15 protein-coding genes are annotated in these 13,682 nt (G+C 68.1%); 6 read left to right on the top strand and 9 right to left on the bottom strand.

Features of this window, described 5'->3' with window-relative positions:
- Positions 1-21: 21 nt before the first annotated feature.
- The 4 genes from BMY35_RS04520 (at position 22) to BMY35_RS04505 (ending at position 3,539) form a co-directional block, all read left to right on the top strand.
- Complete coding sequence (locus BMY35_RS04520; RefSeq protein WP_143080645.1) at positions 22-249, top strand: hypothetical protein; 228 nt, start codon at positions 22-24, stop codon at positions 247-249.
- A 766-nt stretch (positions 250-1,015) separates the two neighbouring features.
- Positions 1,016-1,537 carry a hypothetical protein gene (locus BMY35_RS04515; RefSeq protein WP_093195810.1) on the top strand — a complete coding sequence of 174 codons (522 nt, stop codon included), beginning with the start codon at positions 1,016-1,018 and terminating at the stop codon, positions 1,535-1,537.
- Between the two features lie 125 nt (positions 1,538-1,662).
- On the top strand, positions 1,663-2,154 hold the full coding sequence (locus BMY35_RS04510) for a hypothetical protein (RefSeq protein ID WP_093195809.1): 492 nt from the start codon (positions 1,663-1,665) through the stop codon (positions 2,152-2,154).
- A 194-nt stretch (positions 2,155-2,348) separates the two neighbouring features.
- Positions 2,349-3,539 (top strand): metallophosphoesterase, encoded by a 1,191-nt coding sequence (locus BMY35_RS04505; RefSeq protein WP_177213573.1) that lies wholly within the window; start codon positions 2,349-2,351, stop codon positions 3,537-3,539.
- A gap of 6 nt (positions 3,540-3,545) precedes the next feature.
- On the opposite strand, the gene BMY35_RS04500 is transcribed toward BMY35_RS04505, so the two are convergent.
- On the bottom strand, positions 3,546-4,046 hold the full coding sequence (locus tag BMY35_RS04500) for a polyhydroxyalkanoate granule-associated phasin (protein WP_093195808.1): 501 nt from the start codon (positions 4,044-4,046) through the stop codon (positions 3,546-3,548).
- Positions 4,047-4,259: 213 nt separating this feature from the next.
- On the opposite strand from BMY35_RS04500, the gene BMY35_RS04495 reads away from it, so the two are divergent.
- On the top strand, positions 4,260-4,838 hold the full coding sequence (locus tag BMY35_RS04495; RefSeq protein ID WP_256228196.1) for an acyloxyacyl hydrolase: 579 nt from the start codon (positions 4,260-4,262) through the stop codon (positions 4,836-4,838).
- 9 nt (positions 4,839-4,847) lie between these two features.
- Here the strand turns inward: BMY35_RS04495 and BMY35_RS04490 are convergent, their stop codons facing one another.
- From BMY35_RS04490 to BMY35_RS04480, 3 genes are read right to left on the bottom strand one after another with little or no spacing between them, the layout of a single operon-like run.
- Positions 4,848-5,813 carry a lysylphosphatidylglycerol synthase domain-containing protein gene (locus BMY35_RS04490; RefSeq protein WP_177213572.1) on the bottom strand — a complete coding sequence of 322 codons (966 nt, stop codon included), beginning with the start codon at positions 5,811-5,813 and terminating at the stop codon, positions 4,848-4,850.
- Positions 5,814-5,832: 19 nt separating this feature from the next.
- Entirely contained in the window at positions 5,833-7,137 is a 1,305-nt protein-coding gene (clsB, locus tag BMY35_RS04485; protein WP_093196171.1) for a cardiolipin synthase ClsB, read from the bottom strand.
- A gap of 11 nt (positions 7,138-7,148) precedes the next feature.
- Complete coding sequence (locus BMY35_RS04480) at positions 7,149-7,961, bottom strand: endonuclease/exonuclease/phosphatase family protein (protein WP_093195805.1); 813 nt, start codon at positions 7,959-7,961, stop codon at positions 7,149-7,151.
- A 232-nt stretch (positions 7,962-8,193) separates the two neighbouring features.
- On the opposite strand from BMY35_RS04480, the gene BMY35_RS04475 reads away from it, so the two are divergent.
- Complete coding sequence (locus BMY35_RS04475) at positions 8,194-8,625, top strand: serine/threonine protein kinase (protein WP_093195804.1); 432 nt, start codon at positions 8,194-8,196, stop codon at positions 8,623-8,625.
- 89 nt (positions 8,626-8,714) lie between these two features.
- Here the strand turns inward: BMY35_RS04475 and BMY35_RS04470 are convergent, their stop codons facing one another.
- The 5 genes from BMY35_RS04470 to BMY35_RS04450 all read right to left on the bottom strand — a co-directional run bounded on the left by BMY35_RS04470 (position 8,715) and on the right by BMY35_RS04450 (position 13,681).
- Entirely contained in the window at positions 8,715-9,284 is a 570-nt protein-coding gene (locus tag BMY35_RS04470; RefSeq protein ID WP_093195803.1) for a Spy/CpxP family protein refolding chaperone, read from the bottom strand.
- A 204-nt stretch (positions 9,285-9,488) separates the two neighbouring features.
- The gene (locus BMY35_RS04465) at positions 9,489-10,562 is read right to left on the bottom strand and encodes a flavodoxin family protein (protein ID WP_093195802.1); all 1,074 of its coding nucleotides are present in this window, start codon (positions 10,560-10,562) and stop codon (positions 9,489-9,491) included.
- Positions 10,563-10,661: 99 nt separating this feature from the next.
- Positions 10,662-11,558, bottom strand: a complete 897-nt coding sequence (locus BMY35_RS04460) for a pirin family protein (RefSeq protein ID WP_093195801.1) — start codon at positions 11,556-11,558, stop codon at positions 10,662-10,664.
- A gap of 84 nt (positions 11,559-11,642) precedes the next feature.
- Complete coding sequence (locus BMY35_RS04455; protein WP_093196170.1) at positions 11,643-12,413, bottom strand: GNAT family N-acetyltransferase; 771 nt, start codon at positions 12,411-12,413, stop codon at positions 11,643-11,645.
- A complete protein-coding gene (locus BMY35_RS04450) occupies positions 12,413-13,681 on the bottom strand; it encodes a biosynthetic peptidoglycan transglycosylase (RefSeq protein ID WP_093195800.1) in 1,269 nt (422 codons plus the stop codon). The genes BMY35_RS04455 and BMY35_RS04450 overlap by 1 nt, the downstream gene beginning before the upstream one ends.
- Position 13,682 lies beyond the last annotated feature (1 nt).

Genomic DNA, 13,682 nt, shown 5'->3' with positions numbered 1-13,682 from the left:
CTCACAATCAATTCCTTCCCCATGCGTGAAGAGGATCTTTGCGTGTTCAACCCAGCCGAGGCGGCCGCCAGCTTTTTCAACGATATCGGCTTTCAACTGATCAAGGCCTTTGAAGAGATCGGAGCGGTCGAAGAGCAACAGTTGTATGAGTTGTGCCCGGAAGAACTGCGTGAGCAACTGGAGACATTCATCGAAGACTGCGTCGAGCAACAGATCCTTCTCAGGTCGATGACATCCAGCGAGTCGTAGCGTCGCTGCCGGAGGTTCCTTCGTTGGTCTTGGAAAGAGCCGGACCTTCATGGTCCCGAGCGCTGCCCGGGGACATCGGCGATCTAGCTGGCAATCACCACAAAAAATCGCATGCCCACATCTGTTGCGCTCGACTCGAACATCTACGATCTGCTCGCAGACGATGCCGCGACCGTGGAACTCATCCAAACAAGATCAGTGAAGGACACTTGGAGGTCATCGTGCCAAGAACGGTTGCTGAGAAGCTGCGGCGATCCCCCTTCGAAGACATCCCTACATTCTTTCCCACGGTGTTCAAAGGAAACACAGCGAGGCGGGCGGGCTTAGCGACTTGCGGTAACAGCATCGGTCCCGGGGAAACGTTCGATGCTCACAAGGGAAGCTCGTACAAGGTCAACGACGCTCTGATCGCAGATGCTCCGGCTGCCTTCGCCGCCTTCTTCTCCATCGCCTGAGCGCGGCTTCCGGTCAAGCTTCACGGCTGCTGCTGAGGGCACCTCAGCCTGAACTGCAGTATCCGTGCTGTGCGCTCCCGGCACGCACTTCCGCCGGACGCGCCCCAAACCCAGGCAGATCAGGGTTTCCCTGAGGTTTGTTAATAAAAGTAGCCGACAGGCCCGTCACACGGGCGTCATCAGCTATGAAAACAATAGCATTCAGTTTCGATCCGCAGATCGTTCCTCGTAAACGCTATATCTAGCCCGACTCTTGCTAAGCAAAATCCCCGACGGATTTCACGTCACGCAAGATCGAGGACCACACAGCAATGAACCCTATGCGTCTCCGCCGGCCGCTGGCCGCGCTGGTTTTGGGCGGTACCGCAGCTTTCCTCGGGGCCGTGACTTCGGCCCATGCGTTCTCGAACCCGCCCATCCAGGTGGCGCAGGGCATCGAATACATGTGCGGCGGCGCCGCGAAGGACGAGGCCGCGTTCATGGAAATGGTGTCGCCGCGCTGGGCCGCGACCATCGAACTCGGCATCAGCGACGGCAGGGGTGCGCAGCGGCCCGGCTTCCCCGCCAAGGCGGGCATCGAGGTGCGCCAGAAATACACCGGCCAGGTCGTGATGAACGTGGAATCGCAGAGCCCCTACATGCTCGCGCGCCTCAATCCGGGCGCGTACGACGTGAACGTGACGCTCGGTGGCCTCACGCTGACGCAGTCGCTGGTGGTGATTGCCGGCGTGCCGGCGCGCGCATCGTTCGTCTGGCCGTCGAACTTCGACATGGCGTCGGTGATGCCGCCGCAAACGCAGACGCTGGCGCAGACTTCTTCCGCTGCCCGCTGAGAGGCAAGCAGGCAGGCACGCCGCACGGCGTGCCCGCTCCTTTTCCAGGTCAGCCTTTCCTAAGCCGCGCGCCGCAAAGTGGCACCGTGGCTTCCCGCCATGCAAGGAAAGAAAGGACTCTGACCATGACCCCCCGTTTTCCATCACTGCGCACCGCACGGCCGCTGGCGGCCGCGATGTTCTGCGGTGCTGTCCTGTTCGGCGCGCTCTCGACGGCCCAGGCAACGGTGAACCCGCCGATCTACATGGCGCACGGCGTCGAGTACATGAGCGGAGGCATCGGCAGCGACGAGGCCCAGCTGATGGAGACGGTATCGCCACGCTGGCCCGCGACCTTCGAATTCGCGATCAAGGATCACAAGGGCGCCGATTTCGCGGCCAACGTGCACGTGACGGTGCGCGACAGCAGCGGCACGGCGCTGCTCGACAACGTGGTATCGGGCGGCCCGTTCATGGTGGCGCGGCTGGACCCCGGCAACTACGAGGTCGAGGCGCGGATCGGCAGCCAGGTGCTGAAGCAGGAGCTGCACGTGCTGCAGGGCGCGCCGACCAAGGCGACCTTCGTCTGGCCCGCCGGCACCGACATGGCCTCGGCCGGCACGCGGCCGGTGCAGTAGCGCCGGGCAAGTGAGCGCCGGCACGCATCCGGCTGGCGCACAATTCACGGGTTGAGCCATGCCACAAGGCTTGCTATCCGGGCGCCGTCCGCTATAGAAAAAATAGCGACCGACGCGCCTCGCGGTATCTTGAATGCGCGGCATGCGCCTTGCACATAGCCTGTCCCCGGGCAGTGCCCGACCCCATTGCCCCGATGCCGATCCGTCCCTTGAGCGCCCTGACCGCGCTGTTGCACGTCTATATCGCGCTGCGCCTGCTGCCCGCGCTGGCCGTGCTCACGCCCGCATGGCCGCTGGCGCTGCTCGCGCTGGTGGTGTCGGCGGCGACGATTCCCCTGCCTTTCATGTCGCACCGCCGCGGGCGCGAGGGCGCCGGCAACAGCAACCTGCTCAAGTGGGTCGGCCTGATCAGCATGGGCTGGTTCTCCTCGATGTTCGTGCTGACGCTCGTGCGCGACGCCGGCCTGATGCTGACCTGGCTCGCGGGCGCGCTCGGCGGCGTCCAGGTGCAATGGAACGCGCTGCTGCCGTGGAGCGCGCTGGCGGTGCTGGCGATGGCCACGGCCACCTCGGCGATCGGCTTCCTCAACGCGCGCCGCACCGCCGGCGTGAAGCGGGTGGAAGTGCCCATCCGCGGCCTGCCGCAGGCGCTGGAAGGCTTCGCGATCGCGCAGCTCAGCGACATCCACGTGGGTCCGACGATCCGCAACAGCTACATCCAGCGCATCGTCGACGCGGTGAACCGACTCGGCGCCGACGCCATCGCGATCACCGGCGACCTGGTCGACGGCAGCGTGCCGGAGCTGCGCGAGCACATCGCGCCGCTGGCCGGGCTGCGCGCACGCCACGGTACCTTCGTGGTCACCGGCAACCACGAGTACTACGCGGGCGCACATGCCTGGATCGACGAGCTGCGCCGGCTGGGCCTGAAGGTGCTGCTCAACGAGCACGTGGTGCTGCAGACGCGCAACGTGCGCGGCGCGCAGACCGACGAAGAACTCTTCGAGAGCGCGCTGGTGCTGGCCGGTGTGACTGACTTCACCGCCGGACATTTCGACGCGGCTCATGCGAGCGATCCGCACCTGGCACTGCACGACGCGCCGCCGCTGGTGCACACGCGCGTGCTGCTCGCGCATCAGCCGCGCAGCGCGCCGCTGGCGGCCGCGGCCGGTTATCAGCTGCAGCTGTCGGGCCACACGCATGGAGGCCAGTTCTTTCCCTGGAATCTTTTCGTGCCTATGCAGCAGCCCTTCACGGCGGGCCTGCACCGCCTGCACGACATGTGGGTCTACGTGAGCCGGGGCACCGGCTACTGGGGCCCGCCCAAGCGCTTCGGCGCGCCCTCGGAGATCACGCTGCTGACGCTGGTGACCGCGAAGAACTGAGGAATCTCAGGAGTCCAGCCCCGACAGCCGGCGCGCGTTGGAAGTTGCGGCGGCATGAATGGGCTTCAGCCCCTGGCGCGCGATGCGTGCCGCTATCGCGGGCAGTTCGCTCGCCGCATCGACGGTATCCGCAGCCGATTGCACGAAGGCATCGCCATGTGCGGCCGCCTGTGCTGGCGTGACGCTGCCCGCCAGCGAGAAGAACGCCGTCGTGCTCTGCAGCCATTGCTGAAGCACCCGGTTGGCGAGCGAGAAATGGCTGCTGTGCCATTGCCTGGCCATCGCGATGCCCGATTCGCTCGCGGCCTCGAGCTTTTCCTGTCCCATGAGCTGAAACTCGGCGATGTCGTCCGCGCTGGGCGCGAGGCCCGCGCGGGCCATGCGCCCGGTGCGCATGCCGATCACGAGGCCGGACGACAGCAGCATCTCGTGGGTCTTGAACGCCAGTTCTAGCCACTGCTGCGTGAGCGGGCCCGGGAGGCTGGCAACGGAACTTGTAGACGACATGGGTGAGGCCGCGCTCGAGCGCGTGAAAAAGGGGTCGGGCCACTATAGGCGCGGCCGGGCGGCGGCGGTTTGCGCACACCAGGAATGGATCTGCATTTTTGTTGATCAAGTCCTGCTTTCCGATGTGGAAATTACGTGCCGGGCGGATGCCGCATGCGGCGGAAATTGAAGATGACCTCCTCATTTCCACTTAGTGCGTTCACACCTCGCATCATGAGATTCCAAACTTGCGCGTCCGTTGCCGCAGCGGCCCTGTTCGCGGGCCTTCTCGGCCTGTCGGGCACGGCGGCCCACGCGTTCGAAGACAGCGCGCACGGTTTCTATGTCGAAGGCGGCCGCGCCCCGCACGGCGACATGGGCAGCACCAATTCGGCCACCGTGGGCATGACCATTCCCTGGTCGCTGCGCCAGCCGGTGCACGAGGGCGCGCTCACCACCTACTGGGACGTCTTCCTGAGCAACTGGCACGCGCCGGCGCTGGGCAACGGCCCGCACGACTACGCGCAGATCGGCGCGATCTACACCTGGCACTACCGCTTCGACCGCGGCGGCTCGCCCTGGTTTGCCGAAGGCGGCGTCGGCGGCAGCGTGATGGACCACGTCTACCGCACGCCAGACCGCAGCTTCAGCACTGCCTTCCAGTTCACCGAGGTGATCGGCATCGGGCGCAGCTTCGGCGAACATGGAGAACACGAACTCTCGCTGCGGCTGCAGCACTTCTCCAACGGCGGCATCAAGAAGCCCAACCCGGGCGAGAACTTCGTCCGGCTGCGCTACACGTACCACTTCTAGGCCTGAGCGCTAGCGGCTCCGGCGCTGCGACGCGCGCAGCCGCCTGGCCCGCGCCTCCGTGACCAGATAGCCCAGCGTGGCCACCCCCAGCGGCAGCAGGTAGTACAGGCCGCGATAGGCCAGCAGCGCGCCGAGCAGCTGCGCCTGCGGCACCTCGTGCGAGAGCAGCGCCACGAACACCGCCTCCAGCACGCCGAGCCCCGCCGGCACGTGCGTGACCACGCCGGCCACCGCCGCCACCAGCAGCACCGCGAGCACCTGCGTGTACTCGACCTGCCCCTGCAGCAGGAACCAGATCACGCCACCCATCAGCGACCAGTTGGCGCACGACATCGCCAGCTGCAGCAGCGCCATCGCGAGCCCCGGCACCCTGAGCTCATGGCCTCGCACGCGCCACGCGCGTCCCCGCGACGTGGCGCACAGCACCAGGTAGGCCAGGGCCACCATCAGCAGCACCGCGCCGAGGATGCGCAGGCCTTCGCTGTCGATCTTCCAGTCGGGCGGCAGCGTCATCGGCCAGAAGCAGAAGGCCGCGCCGGCCACCACCAGGTAGCCCAGCCAGTTGGTCAGCATGCTGAAGCCGAGCACGCGCGTGATGGTGTCGTTCGCAAGCCCCAGGCGCGAATAGAGCCGGTAGCGGAACGCCACGCCGCCCACCAGCGAGCCGAGGTTGAGGTTGAAGGCGTAGCTGATGAAGGTCACGCCCATCACAGTGCCCGTGCCGAGCCTGTGCCGCGTGAGATGCCTGCCGAGCAGGTCGTAGGTGCTGTAGAGCGTGAAGCTGCATGCCGCCAGCGCGGCGGCCGCGAGCAGGGCCGTGGCGGGCAGCGCGCGGATCGCGTCGAGCACGTCCTCCCACTCGATGGTGCGCGCCTGCCGCACCAGCAGCCACGCGATCAGCGCGAAGAAGCCCCACACCGCCGCACGGCGGGCCCAGGGCCACCAGCTGTGGCGCGAGAGGGCCATGGTGCTCATCGCGATGCTCCCTCCGGGCTCAGGCGGCTTCCGTCTGCGTGGCGCCGCCGGCCGGATCGCTGCGCCCGGTGTCGCGCCGGCTCGCGAGGTCGGTGGCCTCCGCCGGCGTCAGGCGCGGCACGTGGCGCGGCAGGCGGCCCAGCAGGGCCGGATACCAGCGCAGGATGTGGAAGACGAAAAAGCTTCGCACCAGCCGCCAGCCGCTCCATTCGCTGGCGAGATCGGCGGCCTGCACCTGCTTGCAGCTGCACTCCATCAGCCGGTCCATGCGCTCGCCGAGCAGGCTGTTGAAGGCTTCGTCGCGCACGACCACGTTGGCTTCGAGGTTGAGCGAAAGGCTCAGCGGATCGAGGTTGCTCGAGCCCACCGTGCTCCACCTGTCGTCCATGAGTGCGACCTTGCCGTGCAGCGGGCGGTCGCAGTACTCATAGATGCGCACGCCCGCGTGCAGCAGGTGGTGATACAGCATGCTCGCGGCGGTCTTCACGATGGGCATGTCGGGCTCGCCCTGCAGGATGAGCCGCACGTCCACGCCGCGCCTCGCCGCACGCCGCAGTTCCTTGATGAGCCGGTAGCCCGGAAAGAAGTACGCGTTGGCGATCACGATGCGCTCGCGCGCCGCGCGTATGGCAGCGCGGTACTGCCGCTCGATGTCGTTGGTGTGGCGCCGGTTGTCGCGCGTGACGAACATGGCATCGGCCGTTCCCGCGGGCTGCGAGTGCACCGCCGCGGGCACCTGGCGCAGCCTGCGACGGAACCATCCCGCGCCCTTGCCGCCGAGTGCCCCCATTGCGATCGCGCGCAGCACGAACTGGTGGATCTCGCCCACGACCGGCCCCTGGAGCTCCACCGCGTAGTCCTGCTTGGCCATGGGGCCGTAGTCGAGCAGGTGGTCGGCCGAGTAGTTGATGCCGCCGACGAAGGCGTGCTCGCCGTCGATCACCACGATCTTGCGGTGCATGCGGCGGAACACGTTGAGCCGCTGGCCCATGAAGCGGCGGCCCGGGTCGAACACGCGCACCTTCACGCCCGCCGAGGTCAGCCCCTCGATGAACTCGCGCGAGAGATCGGGCGAGCCGAAGCCGTCGATCATCAGGTCGACCTTCACGCCGCGTTGCGCCGCCTCGCGCATCGCGGCGTGCAGCTGCAGGCCGACCTTGTCCTCGAACAGGATGAAGGTCTCGACGATCACCTCGCGCCGCGCCTGCCGCACGGCCTCGAACACGCGCGGAAAGAATTCCTCGCCGTTCTCCAGCAGCCCGATGCGGTTGCCGGCGATCCAGTGGCCGTTGCCATTGCTGCCGTTGATGCCGTTTTCGCTCATGGCAGCGTCGCTCACAGGTCGATGTCCGCCACCAGCGGGGCATGGTCCGACAGGTGCGACCACGGCCGGCGCGGCAGCACCACGGGCGCGTGCGCGCCGGCATTGCGCACGTAGATGCGGTCCAGCGACAGCACCGGAAAGCGAGCCGGAAAGGTCCGTGCCGCGCGGCCGGTGGCGTGCACGAACACTTCGCGCAGCGAAGCGCCCTTTTCGAGGATCTCGTGCGCGCGCCCGCGCCAGTCGTTGAAATCGCCCGCCACGATCAGGGGCGCCTCGGAAGGGACCTCGTCGCGCACGATGTGGCACAGCAGCTCCAGCTGCTGCTGCCGGTGCGCCTCGGCCAGCCCGAGGTGGGTGCAGATCACGTGCACGTCGACCACTCGGCCCGGCAGCCGCAGCACGCAGTGCAGCAGGCCGCGCTTCTCGGGGCCGCTCACCGACACGTCGTGGTTGCGGAAATGCACGATCGGGAATTTCGAGAGCACCGCATTGCCGTGGTGGCCTTTCGGGTACACAGCGTTGCGGCCGTAGGCGAACTGCGGCCACATGGTGTCGGCCAGGAATTCATAGTGCGGCGCCTCGGGCCAGTTGTTCACCCTGCGCGAATGGCGCGAGTGCGTGCCCAGCACCTCCTGCAGGAACACCACGTCGGCCCCCACCGTGCGCACCGCGTCGCGCAGTTCGGGCAGGATGAACCTGCGGTTGAGCGCGGTGAAACCCTTGTGGGTGTTCACCGTCATGACCTTGAGCGAGGTCGGCGTGACAGGCGTCGCCGACTCGGCATCGGGCGCGGTGGCTTCGGGAATGATGGGCGAGGAAGACATCGTCATCCATGTTGTACGTGGCCGCGCCCGTCCTGACTGTAGGAACGCGCCAACTTCTTTCCCCCGTCTTCCCGCCGCCATCCCCAGCCGCCTTCGTGCCCGGACGGCCGGTTCCTACAGGCATGCCTGCCGCACCCCCACACGGGCGGAATCGCGGGGCTCCTACGGTGAATTCACGGTTCAGGAAAAGGCAGCCCGCCTTTTCGAGGAACAAGCCACAAGGAGCACACCCATGAAACACCAGGCCGCTTTCCACGCCACCGTTCTTGCCGCGCTGCTGGGCGCAGCGGGCATCGCGATGGCGCAGACCACTTCCATTCCCGCCCAGCCCGATCCCTCGGTGGGCGGCGAAGCCAGCACCATGACGCCGGCCGGCGTCGCCAACCCGCCGCAGCGCCCCGACAACTCGATGCCGATGTCGCGCGAATCGGTGAAGGCCGAGGCCCGCGCGCACAACCGCAACAACGCCAACAACCCGGTGCCCAAGGGCGAGGTGACGACCACGGTCAACCACCAGCCCAACGCCATGCCGCAGCCTACAGGCGAGATGTCGCGCGCAGAAGTGAGCCAGACCGGGCGCAAGGTGAAGCCGCAGTTCGGCCAGAAGGGCGAGCGCCCGGACGTGGTGACGAATCCGACGGACAAGACGGGTACGCCGAAGTAAGTCCGAAGGCCCCATGAGAAAAGCCCGCGGCGCTTTCGCGTCGCGGGCTTTTTTGGGTTGCTTCGCCGCGCAATGATCGCGGCGATCGATCAGCTCTTGGCGGGAGCCGGCGGCGCACCGCGGTGGCCGCCGTCATGGCCACGATGGCCGCGCGGGCCGCCGAAGTGGGCGGTCTCGGCGTCGAAGGTCTTCTGCTGGTCGGGCGACAGTGTGGCGTAGAAGGTCTTCGTGGCTTCGGCGCGCTTGGCGAACATCGCGCTGCGCTCGGCCTGGCGGGCCTGCATGCGTTCCAGGCGCTCCGGCGTGGTCAGCTTGGCGAACTCGGCGCGGTCCATGTGCGGACGCGGGCCGCCGGGCGGCTGGGTCGCGCTGGTGAAGGTGCTCCATGCGCCTTCCTGTGCCGAGGTGAGCTTGAGCTTTTCCTTCAGGGCCGCGAGACGCTTGGCGCGGTGTTCCTTCATGCGCTCCATGCGCTGGGCCGGGTCCATGCGCTTGTGCTGGGCCTTGGGCGCTGCGGCGTTGTCGGCCTGGGCCACCGCGGCGGTGGGCGCGGCTGCGGAGGGAGCGGCTGCCGGCGCTTGAGCGAAGGCGCCCGAAGAGGCGAGGGCGGCCGAACCGAGCAGGCTGGCCCAGACGATGCGTTGGCGGAGAGAAATCATGAGAAGTGCTTCCTTTCGAAGAAGCCCGCCGCCGATGGGCAGCAGGTGAGACGAAGTGTGGAAGAGCTCTGTATCGCATCCGTTAGCCCGGCGTGAGCTTGCGTAAAGAATGATGAACAGGCCCTCCTGAAGCGGCCTCCGGCGTGATTTATTGACTCTTTTCCTCCCGCTTTGCCCGCCCCGCCTGCCTCAGCTGCCCCGGCGCTACTTGGGCCGCGGCCGCTTCAGGCCCCGGTCGGGCACCTGCAGCCTGCCGGCGCGCAGCTCGGTGACCGCCTTGACCACCGCGCGGGCCACCTGGCGCACTTCCTCCTGCACGTCCGCGTCGGCATCGAGCGCGTCGTGGCTGGTGGCGTAGGGTCCGTAGTAGCCGATGTAGCGGTCCAGCCGCGACTGCGTGCCGGCCTCGATCAGGCCCATCCAGTCGAGCCAGTCGCAGAGATTGCGGCGCACGCTCTCGATGCCGGCCACGTCGCCGTGCACCACCACGCCGTAGACGCGGCCGTCGAGGTGCCGGGGGTAGCCCCAGCCTTCCAGCTCCAGCGCCTTGGCCTCGTCGGGCTTCTTGCCGTGCGTGCTGGTGGGGTCGGGGTTGCCGCCGTCGGCGCAGACCAGGCGGTCGATCATGAGCTTCAGCGGGCTCGTGGCCTGGTACCAGTGCGTGGGGGTGAGCAGGATCACGCCGTGCGCCGCCACCCAGCGCTCGTAGATCTCGTTCATCCAGTCGCCGGTCTGGCGCAGCGAATGGTTCGGATAGCAGCTGCAGGGCCAGTGGCACAGCGGCATGGCGGTGGAGACGCAGCCCTTGCAGGGGTGGATCTGCCGGCCGTACTCGGAAGTGAGTAGGCTCAGGTCGAGCATGTCGGTCTCGATGCCGTTGCTGGCCAGCACCTCGCGCGCGATCTGGGCCAGCCGCCAGGTCTTGGAGACTTCGCCGGGGCAGGTGCCGTCGTTGCGCGGCGAGCCGTTCACCAGCAGCACGCGCGAAGGCGTCTGCGGCTGGCCCCAGGCGGCCTGCGCAGCGTCGATGCGCGCCTTGGCCTCGAGCCAGTCGACCGAAAGTTCGTACTCGGGGTCGGCATAGCCGGGCCCGGCCTTGCGGGTGACGGGCGCCTTGCGGCCTTCCTCGTAGGCCTGCCACGCGATGAGTTCGATGCGCCGCAGCGAATCGGACTCGGCGCGGAAGGCCGGGTCTTGAAAGGGCTGCATGAAGCGTTCATGGAACTCGGCGCGCTGCAGCGTCTCTGGCGCCTGTCCTTTCCGGATCGTGGGGGGCATGTGCGCAATCTAGGCCGCCCGCGCCGCGGCCGGGGCATGTACGCGATGCCGATTTCCGGTAGGCGGGCGACTACAGCCCTCGCCCGAAAGCCGGAGCGTTCAGCCCAGCTTTCCGTTCTGGAAGTCGTGCACCGCCTGCCTGACCTGCTCGGAGGTGTTCATCACGAAGGGCCCGTACTGCGCGATCGGCTCGTTGAGCGGCTTGCCGGCGATGAGCAGGGCGCGCGCCGGGCTGTGGTTGGTTGCGCCGGCACGCAGCACCACGCCGTCGCTGCCGGCGTCGTTGGCGAGGATGGCCATGCGCCGCGTCGGGATCTCGCTGCCCGCGATCCACAGCGATTCGCGGAACACGTAGACCAGCGCGTTGTGGTCGTCGGGCAGCGGCTGCGCGAACTCGGCGCCCGGCGGCAGCTCGATGTCGAGGTAGAGCGGCTCGGTGTGCTCGCGCCGCACGGCGCCTTCGATGCCGTGGCTGGCGCCCGCGATCACGCGCACGCGCGCTCTGCCGGTGGTGGTGAATTCAGGAATCTCCGCGCTCTGGATGTCGCGATACCAGGGCTCGCGCATCTTGTCCCGGGCCGGCAGGTTGAGCCAGAGCTGGAAGCCTTCCATCATTCCTTCCTCCTGCTCGGGCAGCTCGCTGTGCACGAGGCCGCGGCCGGCGGTCATCCACTGCACGCCGCCGTTCTCGAGCAGCCCTTCGTGGCCCGCGCTGTCGCGGTGGCGCATGCGGCCCGCGATCATGTACGTGACGGTCTCGAAGCCGCGGTGCGGGTGGTTGGGAAAGCCGCCGATGTAGTCACCCGGGTTGTCGCTGCCGAAGGCATCGAGCATGAGGTAGGGGTCGAGCCGCTTCTGCAGGGGCTGCTGCAGCACGCGGGTGAGTTTCACGCCGTCGCCATCGCTGGTGGAAACACCGGCCACGATGTGGTCGATGCCGCGCGGCGTGGCGACGGGATCGGTGGGGTGGTTGGCGTGGTGGTTGGCGTTCGTCATGCGTCCATGGTGGCACTAACGCGCCCGCCGCGCCACCCGCTGGCTGTCAGCCGGCGGCCCGAGATATCGGGGCGGATTCCGGCCTCAGGGCCACTGCTGGCGCTGCCAGTAGCTGTATTTCCACTGCGTCTCGAAGCCTGCGCGGCGATAGAGCGCGAGCGCCGGGTGGTTGACCGCATCGACCTGCAGGAACACCCGCTCGAAGCCGCGTTCCACCGCAGCCTGCGCCAGCCCGGCCAGCACACGCCCGGCCAGGCCCCGGCCACGCTGCACCTGGTCGGTGCGCATGCCGTGCACGCTGGCCCAGCCGTGGCCGAAGGCCATCGCGCCGGCGGCCACGGTACGGCCGCCTTCGCGCACGCTGGCATAGAGCGTGCCCTTGGCGCGCGACAACATCCGCACGCGATGGGCACCATCGACCGGGTCGAAGCCCTCGCCGAGGAACAGCGCCGACCAGGCCGCATCGGGCGCGCGATCGACGTCGGCCAGGGCACCATCCGGCGCGACCACCTCCCGCATGCGCCGCACCGACGTCACCTGCACGCAGGTCGGGCTGTCGGCGACGTAGTGCCGCCGCTCGAGCTCGGCGCGCAGCCCGTCGAAGCAGGGTGCATCGGCCAGCCGCAGCGCGGGCTTCGCCTGGCGGCTGTCGTAGCGGTCCTCGATGCGGTCTAGCGTGGCGTGGTCGACCGGGCCCCGGTGCAGCGGCACGGCCGACTTGGCGCGCTTGACGGTGCCGCCGGCGAAGGGCAGCAGCCAGCCGTCGAGCTCCTCGGTCAGGTCGGGCGACACCGCGGCGATGGTGGCGCGTTCGATGGCTTCGATATCGGTAACGGTCAGGGCGGCTGTGTTCATCATTGCGTGGCGGCCTCCGGTGCCATGAATTTCGCCGCGGCCACGCTCTTGAGCAGCGCCTCGCGCTGGTTGCGGCTGATTCCGCGGATGCCCTCGGCGATCCACTTGATGCGGTCGGCGTCGATCTGGCCGTCGCGCCGCCATTGCTCGAGCACGGCCTGCGGCTTGTGCAGCATGGCCGCGAGCCAGACGGCCTGCGCCGGCTCGAGCGTGCGCGCACCGCGCTTGAAGTAGCGCCGCGCCGCGGCCTCGGCGCCGCAGAGGTTGCCGCCCCAGGGAGCGTTGTCGAGGTACAGCTGGAGGATGCGGGCCTTGCCCAGCGTCTGCTCCATCTCGACCGCATAGAGCAGCTCGCGCAGCTTGCGCTCCGCCGTGCGGTCGCTGCCCGTCACCAGCAGCTTGGCGAGCTGCTGCGTGAGCGTGCTGCCGCCGCGCCGCGTCTGGCCGGGCTTCTGGTTGTTGTCGATGGAAGCGAGGATCTCCGTCAGGTCGTAGCCGCCGTGGGTGAAGAAGCGCTGGTCTTCCGCGGCGATGACGGCGCGCGCCAGCCAGCTGTCGTTGGCCAGCTTCGCCGACGGGCCGCAGCTGGTGCGCGCGCCCAGCATGGCCTCGGTGCCCAGCCCCTCGACGGTGAACTGGCTGATGACGGGCTGCACCGCGAAGGTGGCCTCGGGCAGCACCAGTTGCCCGCGCAGCGCAAGCGTGCCGCCGATGCGCGCGCGCTGAAGCTCGGGCAGCGCGGGCACCAGCACGGCGTACCAGCGCTCGATGGGCGCGTCCTGCACGCTGGCGTTCAGATGGATGTTCTTCGGCATGAGCTTGCCGTCCCACTGCCCCTGCAGCCGGGAGGTGTCGGTGCTCCGCGGCGTGGCCTCGAAGCTGCCGTTGAGCGTGTTGCCGTCGCGCTTCACGGTGGCGACCAGGCGCTCCACGCGGATCGGCTGGGTGCCGAGCGCCGGCACCTCCGCGCTGCAGGGCGCGCACTGCATTTCCAGCAGCTCGCCGGCCGGCTTCCAGGCGAAGCGCATGGTGCCGAAGCGGGTGTCGAGCGAGCGCCCGTCGAGGTAGGGCGCGAACCATGCGGAGGTGGCGACGCGCACCGCGGTTGGCACGCCGATCTCGAAATTCAGGGGCCCCGCCTTGACCGTGGTGCTCCACTCGCCGGAGGCCGGCGCGAGCGCCAGCTTGACTATCAGAAAGATAGCCACGCAGGCCGTAATGACCAGGGCCAGCAGGCCATAGAGCACGAATCGCAGGGTCTTCTTCACA

The organism is Variovorax sp. YR750, from assembly GCF_900109805.1.
GTDB lineage: Bacteria > Pseudomonadota > Gammaproteobacteria > Burkholderiales > Burkholderiaceae_C > Variovorax > Variovorax gossypii.
The sequence above is the reverse complement of the archived record's forward strand: the minus strand, read 5'-3'. Positions and strand labels throughout refer to the sequence as shown.

What these genes read in the sequence shown, in the direction of transcription:
- BMY35_RS04520 (WP_143080645.1), top strand. Translation starts at nt 22, where the DNA reads ATGCGTGAAGAGGATCTTTGCGTGTTCAACCCAGCCGAGGCGGCCGCC.
- BMY35_RS04515 (WP_093195810.1), top strand. Translation starts at nt 1,016, where the DNA reads ATGAACCCTATGCGTCTCCGCCGGCCGCTGGCCGCGCTGGTTTTGGGC.
- BMY35_RS04510 (WP_093195809.1), top strand. Translation starts at nt 1,663, where the DNA reads ATGACCCCCCGTTTTCCATCACTGCGCACCGCACGGCCGCTGGCGGCC.
- BMY35_RS04505 (WP_177213573.1), top strand. Translation starts at nt 2,349, where the DNA reads ATGCCGATCCGTCCCTTGAGCGCCCTGACCGCGCTGTTGCACGTCTAT.
- BMY35_RS04500 (WP_093195808.1), bottom strand. Translation starts at nt 4,046, where the DNA reads ATGTCGTCTACAAGTTCCGTTGCCAGCCTCCCGGGCCCGCTCACGCAG.
- BMY35_RS04495 (WP_256228196.1), top strand. Translation starts at nt 4,260, where the DNA reads ATGAGATTCCAAACTTGCGCGTCCGTTGCCGCAGCGGCCCTGTTCGCG.
- BMY35_RS04490 (WP_177213572.1), bottom strand. Translation starts at nt 5,813, where the DNA reads ATGAGCACCATGGCCCTCTCGCGCCACAGCTGGTGGCCCTGGGCCCGC.
- clsB (WP_093196171.1), bottom strand. Translation starts at nt 7,137, where the DNA reads ATGAGCGAAAACGGCATCAACGGCAGCAATGGCAACGGCCACTGGATC.
- BMY35_RS04480 (WP_093195805.1), bottom strand. Translation starts at nt 7,961, where the DNA reads ATGTCTTCCTCGCCCATCATTCCCGAAGCCACCGCGCCCGATGCCGAG.
- BMY35_RS04475 (WP_093195804.1), top strand. Translation starts at nt 8,194, where the DNA reads ATGAAACACCAGGCCGCTTTCCACGCCACCGTTCTTGCCGCGCTGCTG.
- BMY35_RS04470 (WP_093195803.1), bottom strand. Translation starts at nt 9,284, where the DNA reads ATGATTTCTCTCCGCCAACGCATCGTCTGGGCCAGCCTGCTCGGTTCG.
- BMY35_RS04465 (WP_093195802.1), bottom strand. Translation starts at nt 10,562, where the DNA reads ATGCCCCCCACGATCCGGAAAGGACAGGCGCCAGAGACGCTGCAGCGC.
- BMY35_RS04460 (WP_093195801.1), bottom strand. Translation starts at nt 11,558, where the DNA reads ATGACGAACGCCAACCACCACGCCAACCACCCCACCGATCCCGTCGCC.
- BMY35_RS04455 (WP_093196170.1), bottom strand. Translation starts at nt 12,413, where the DNA reads ATGAACACAGCCGCCCTGACCGTTACCGATATCGAAGCCATCGAACGC.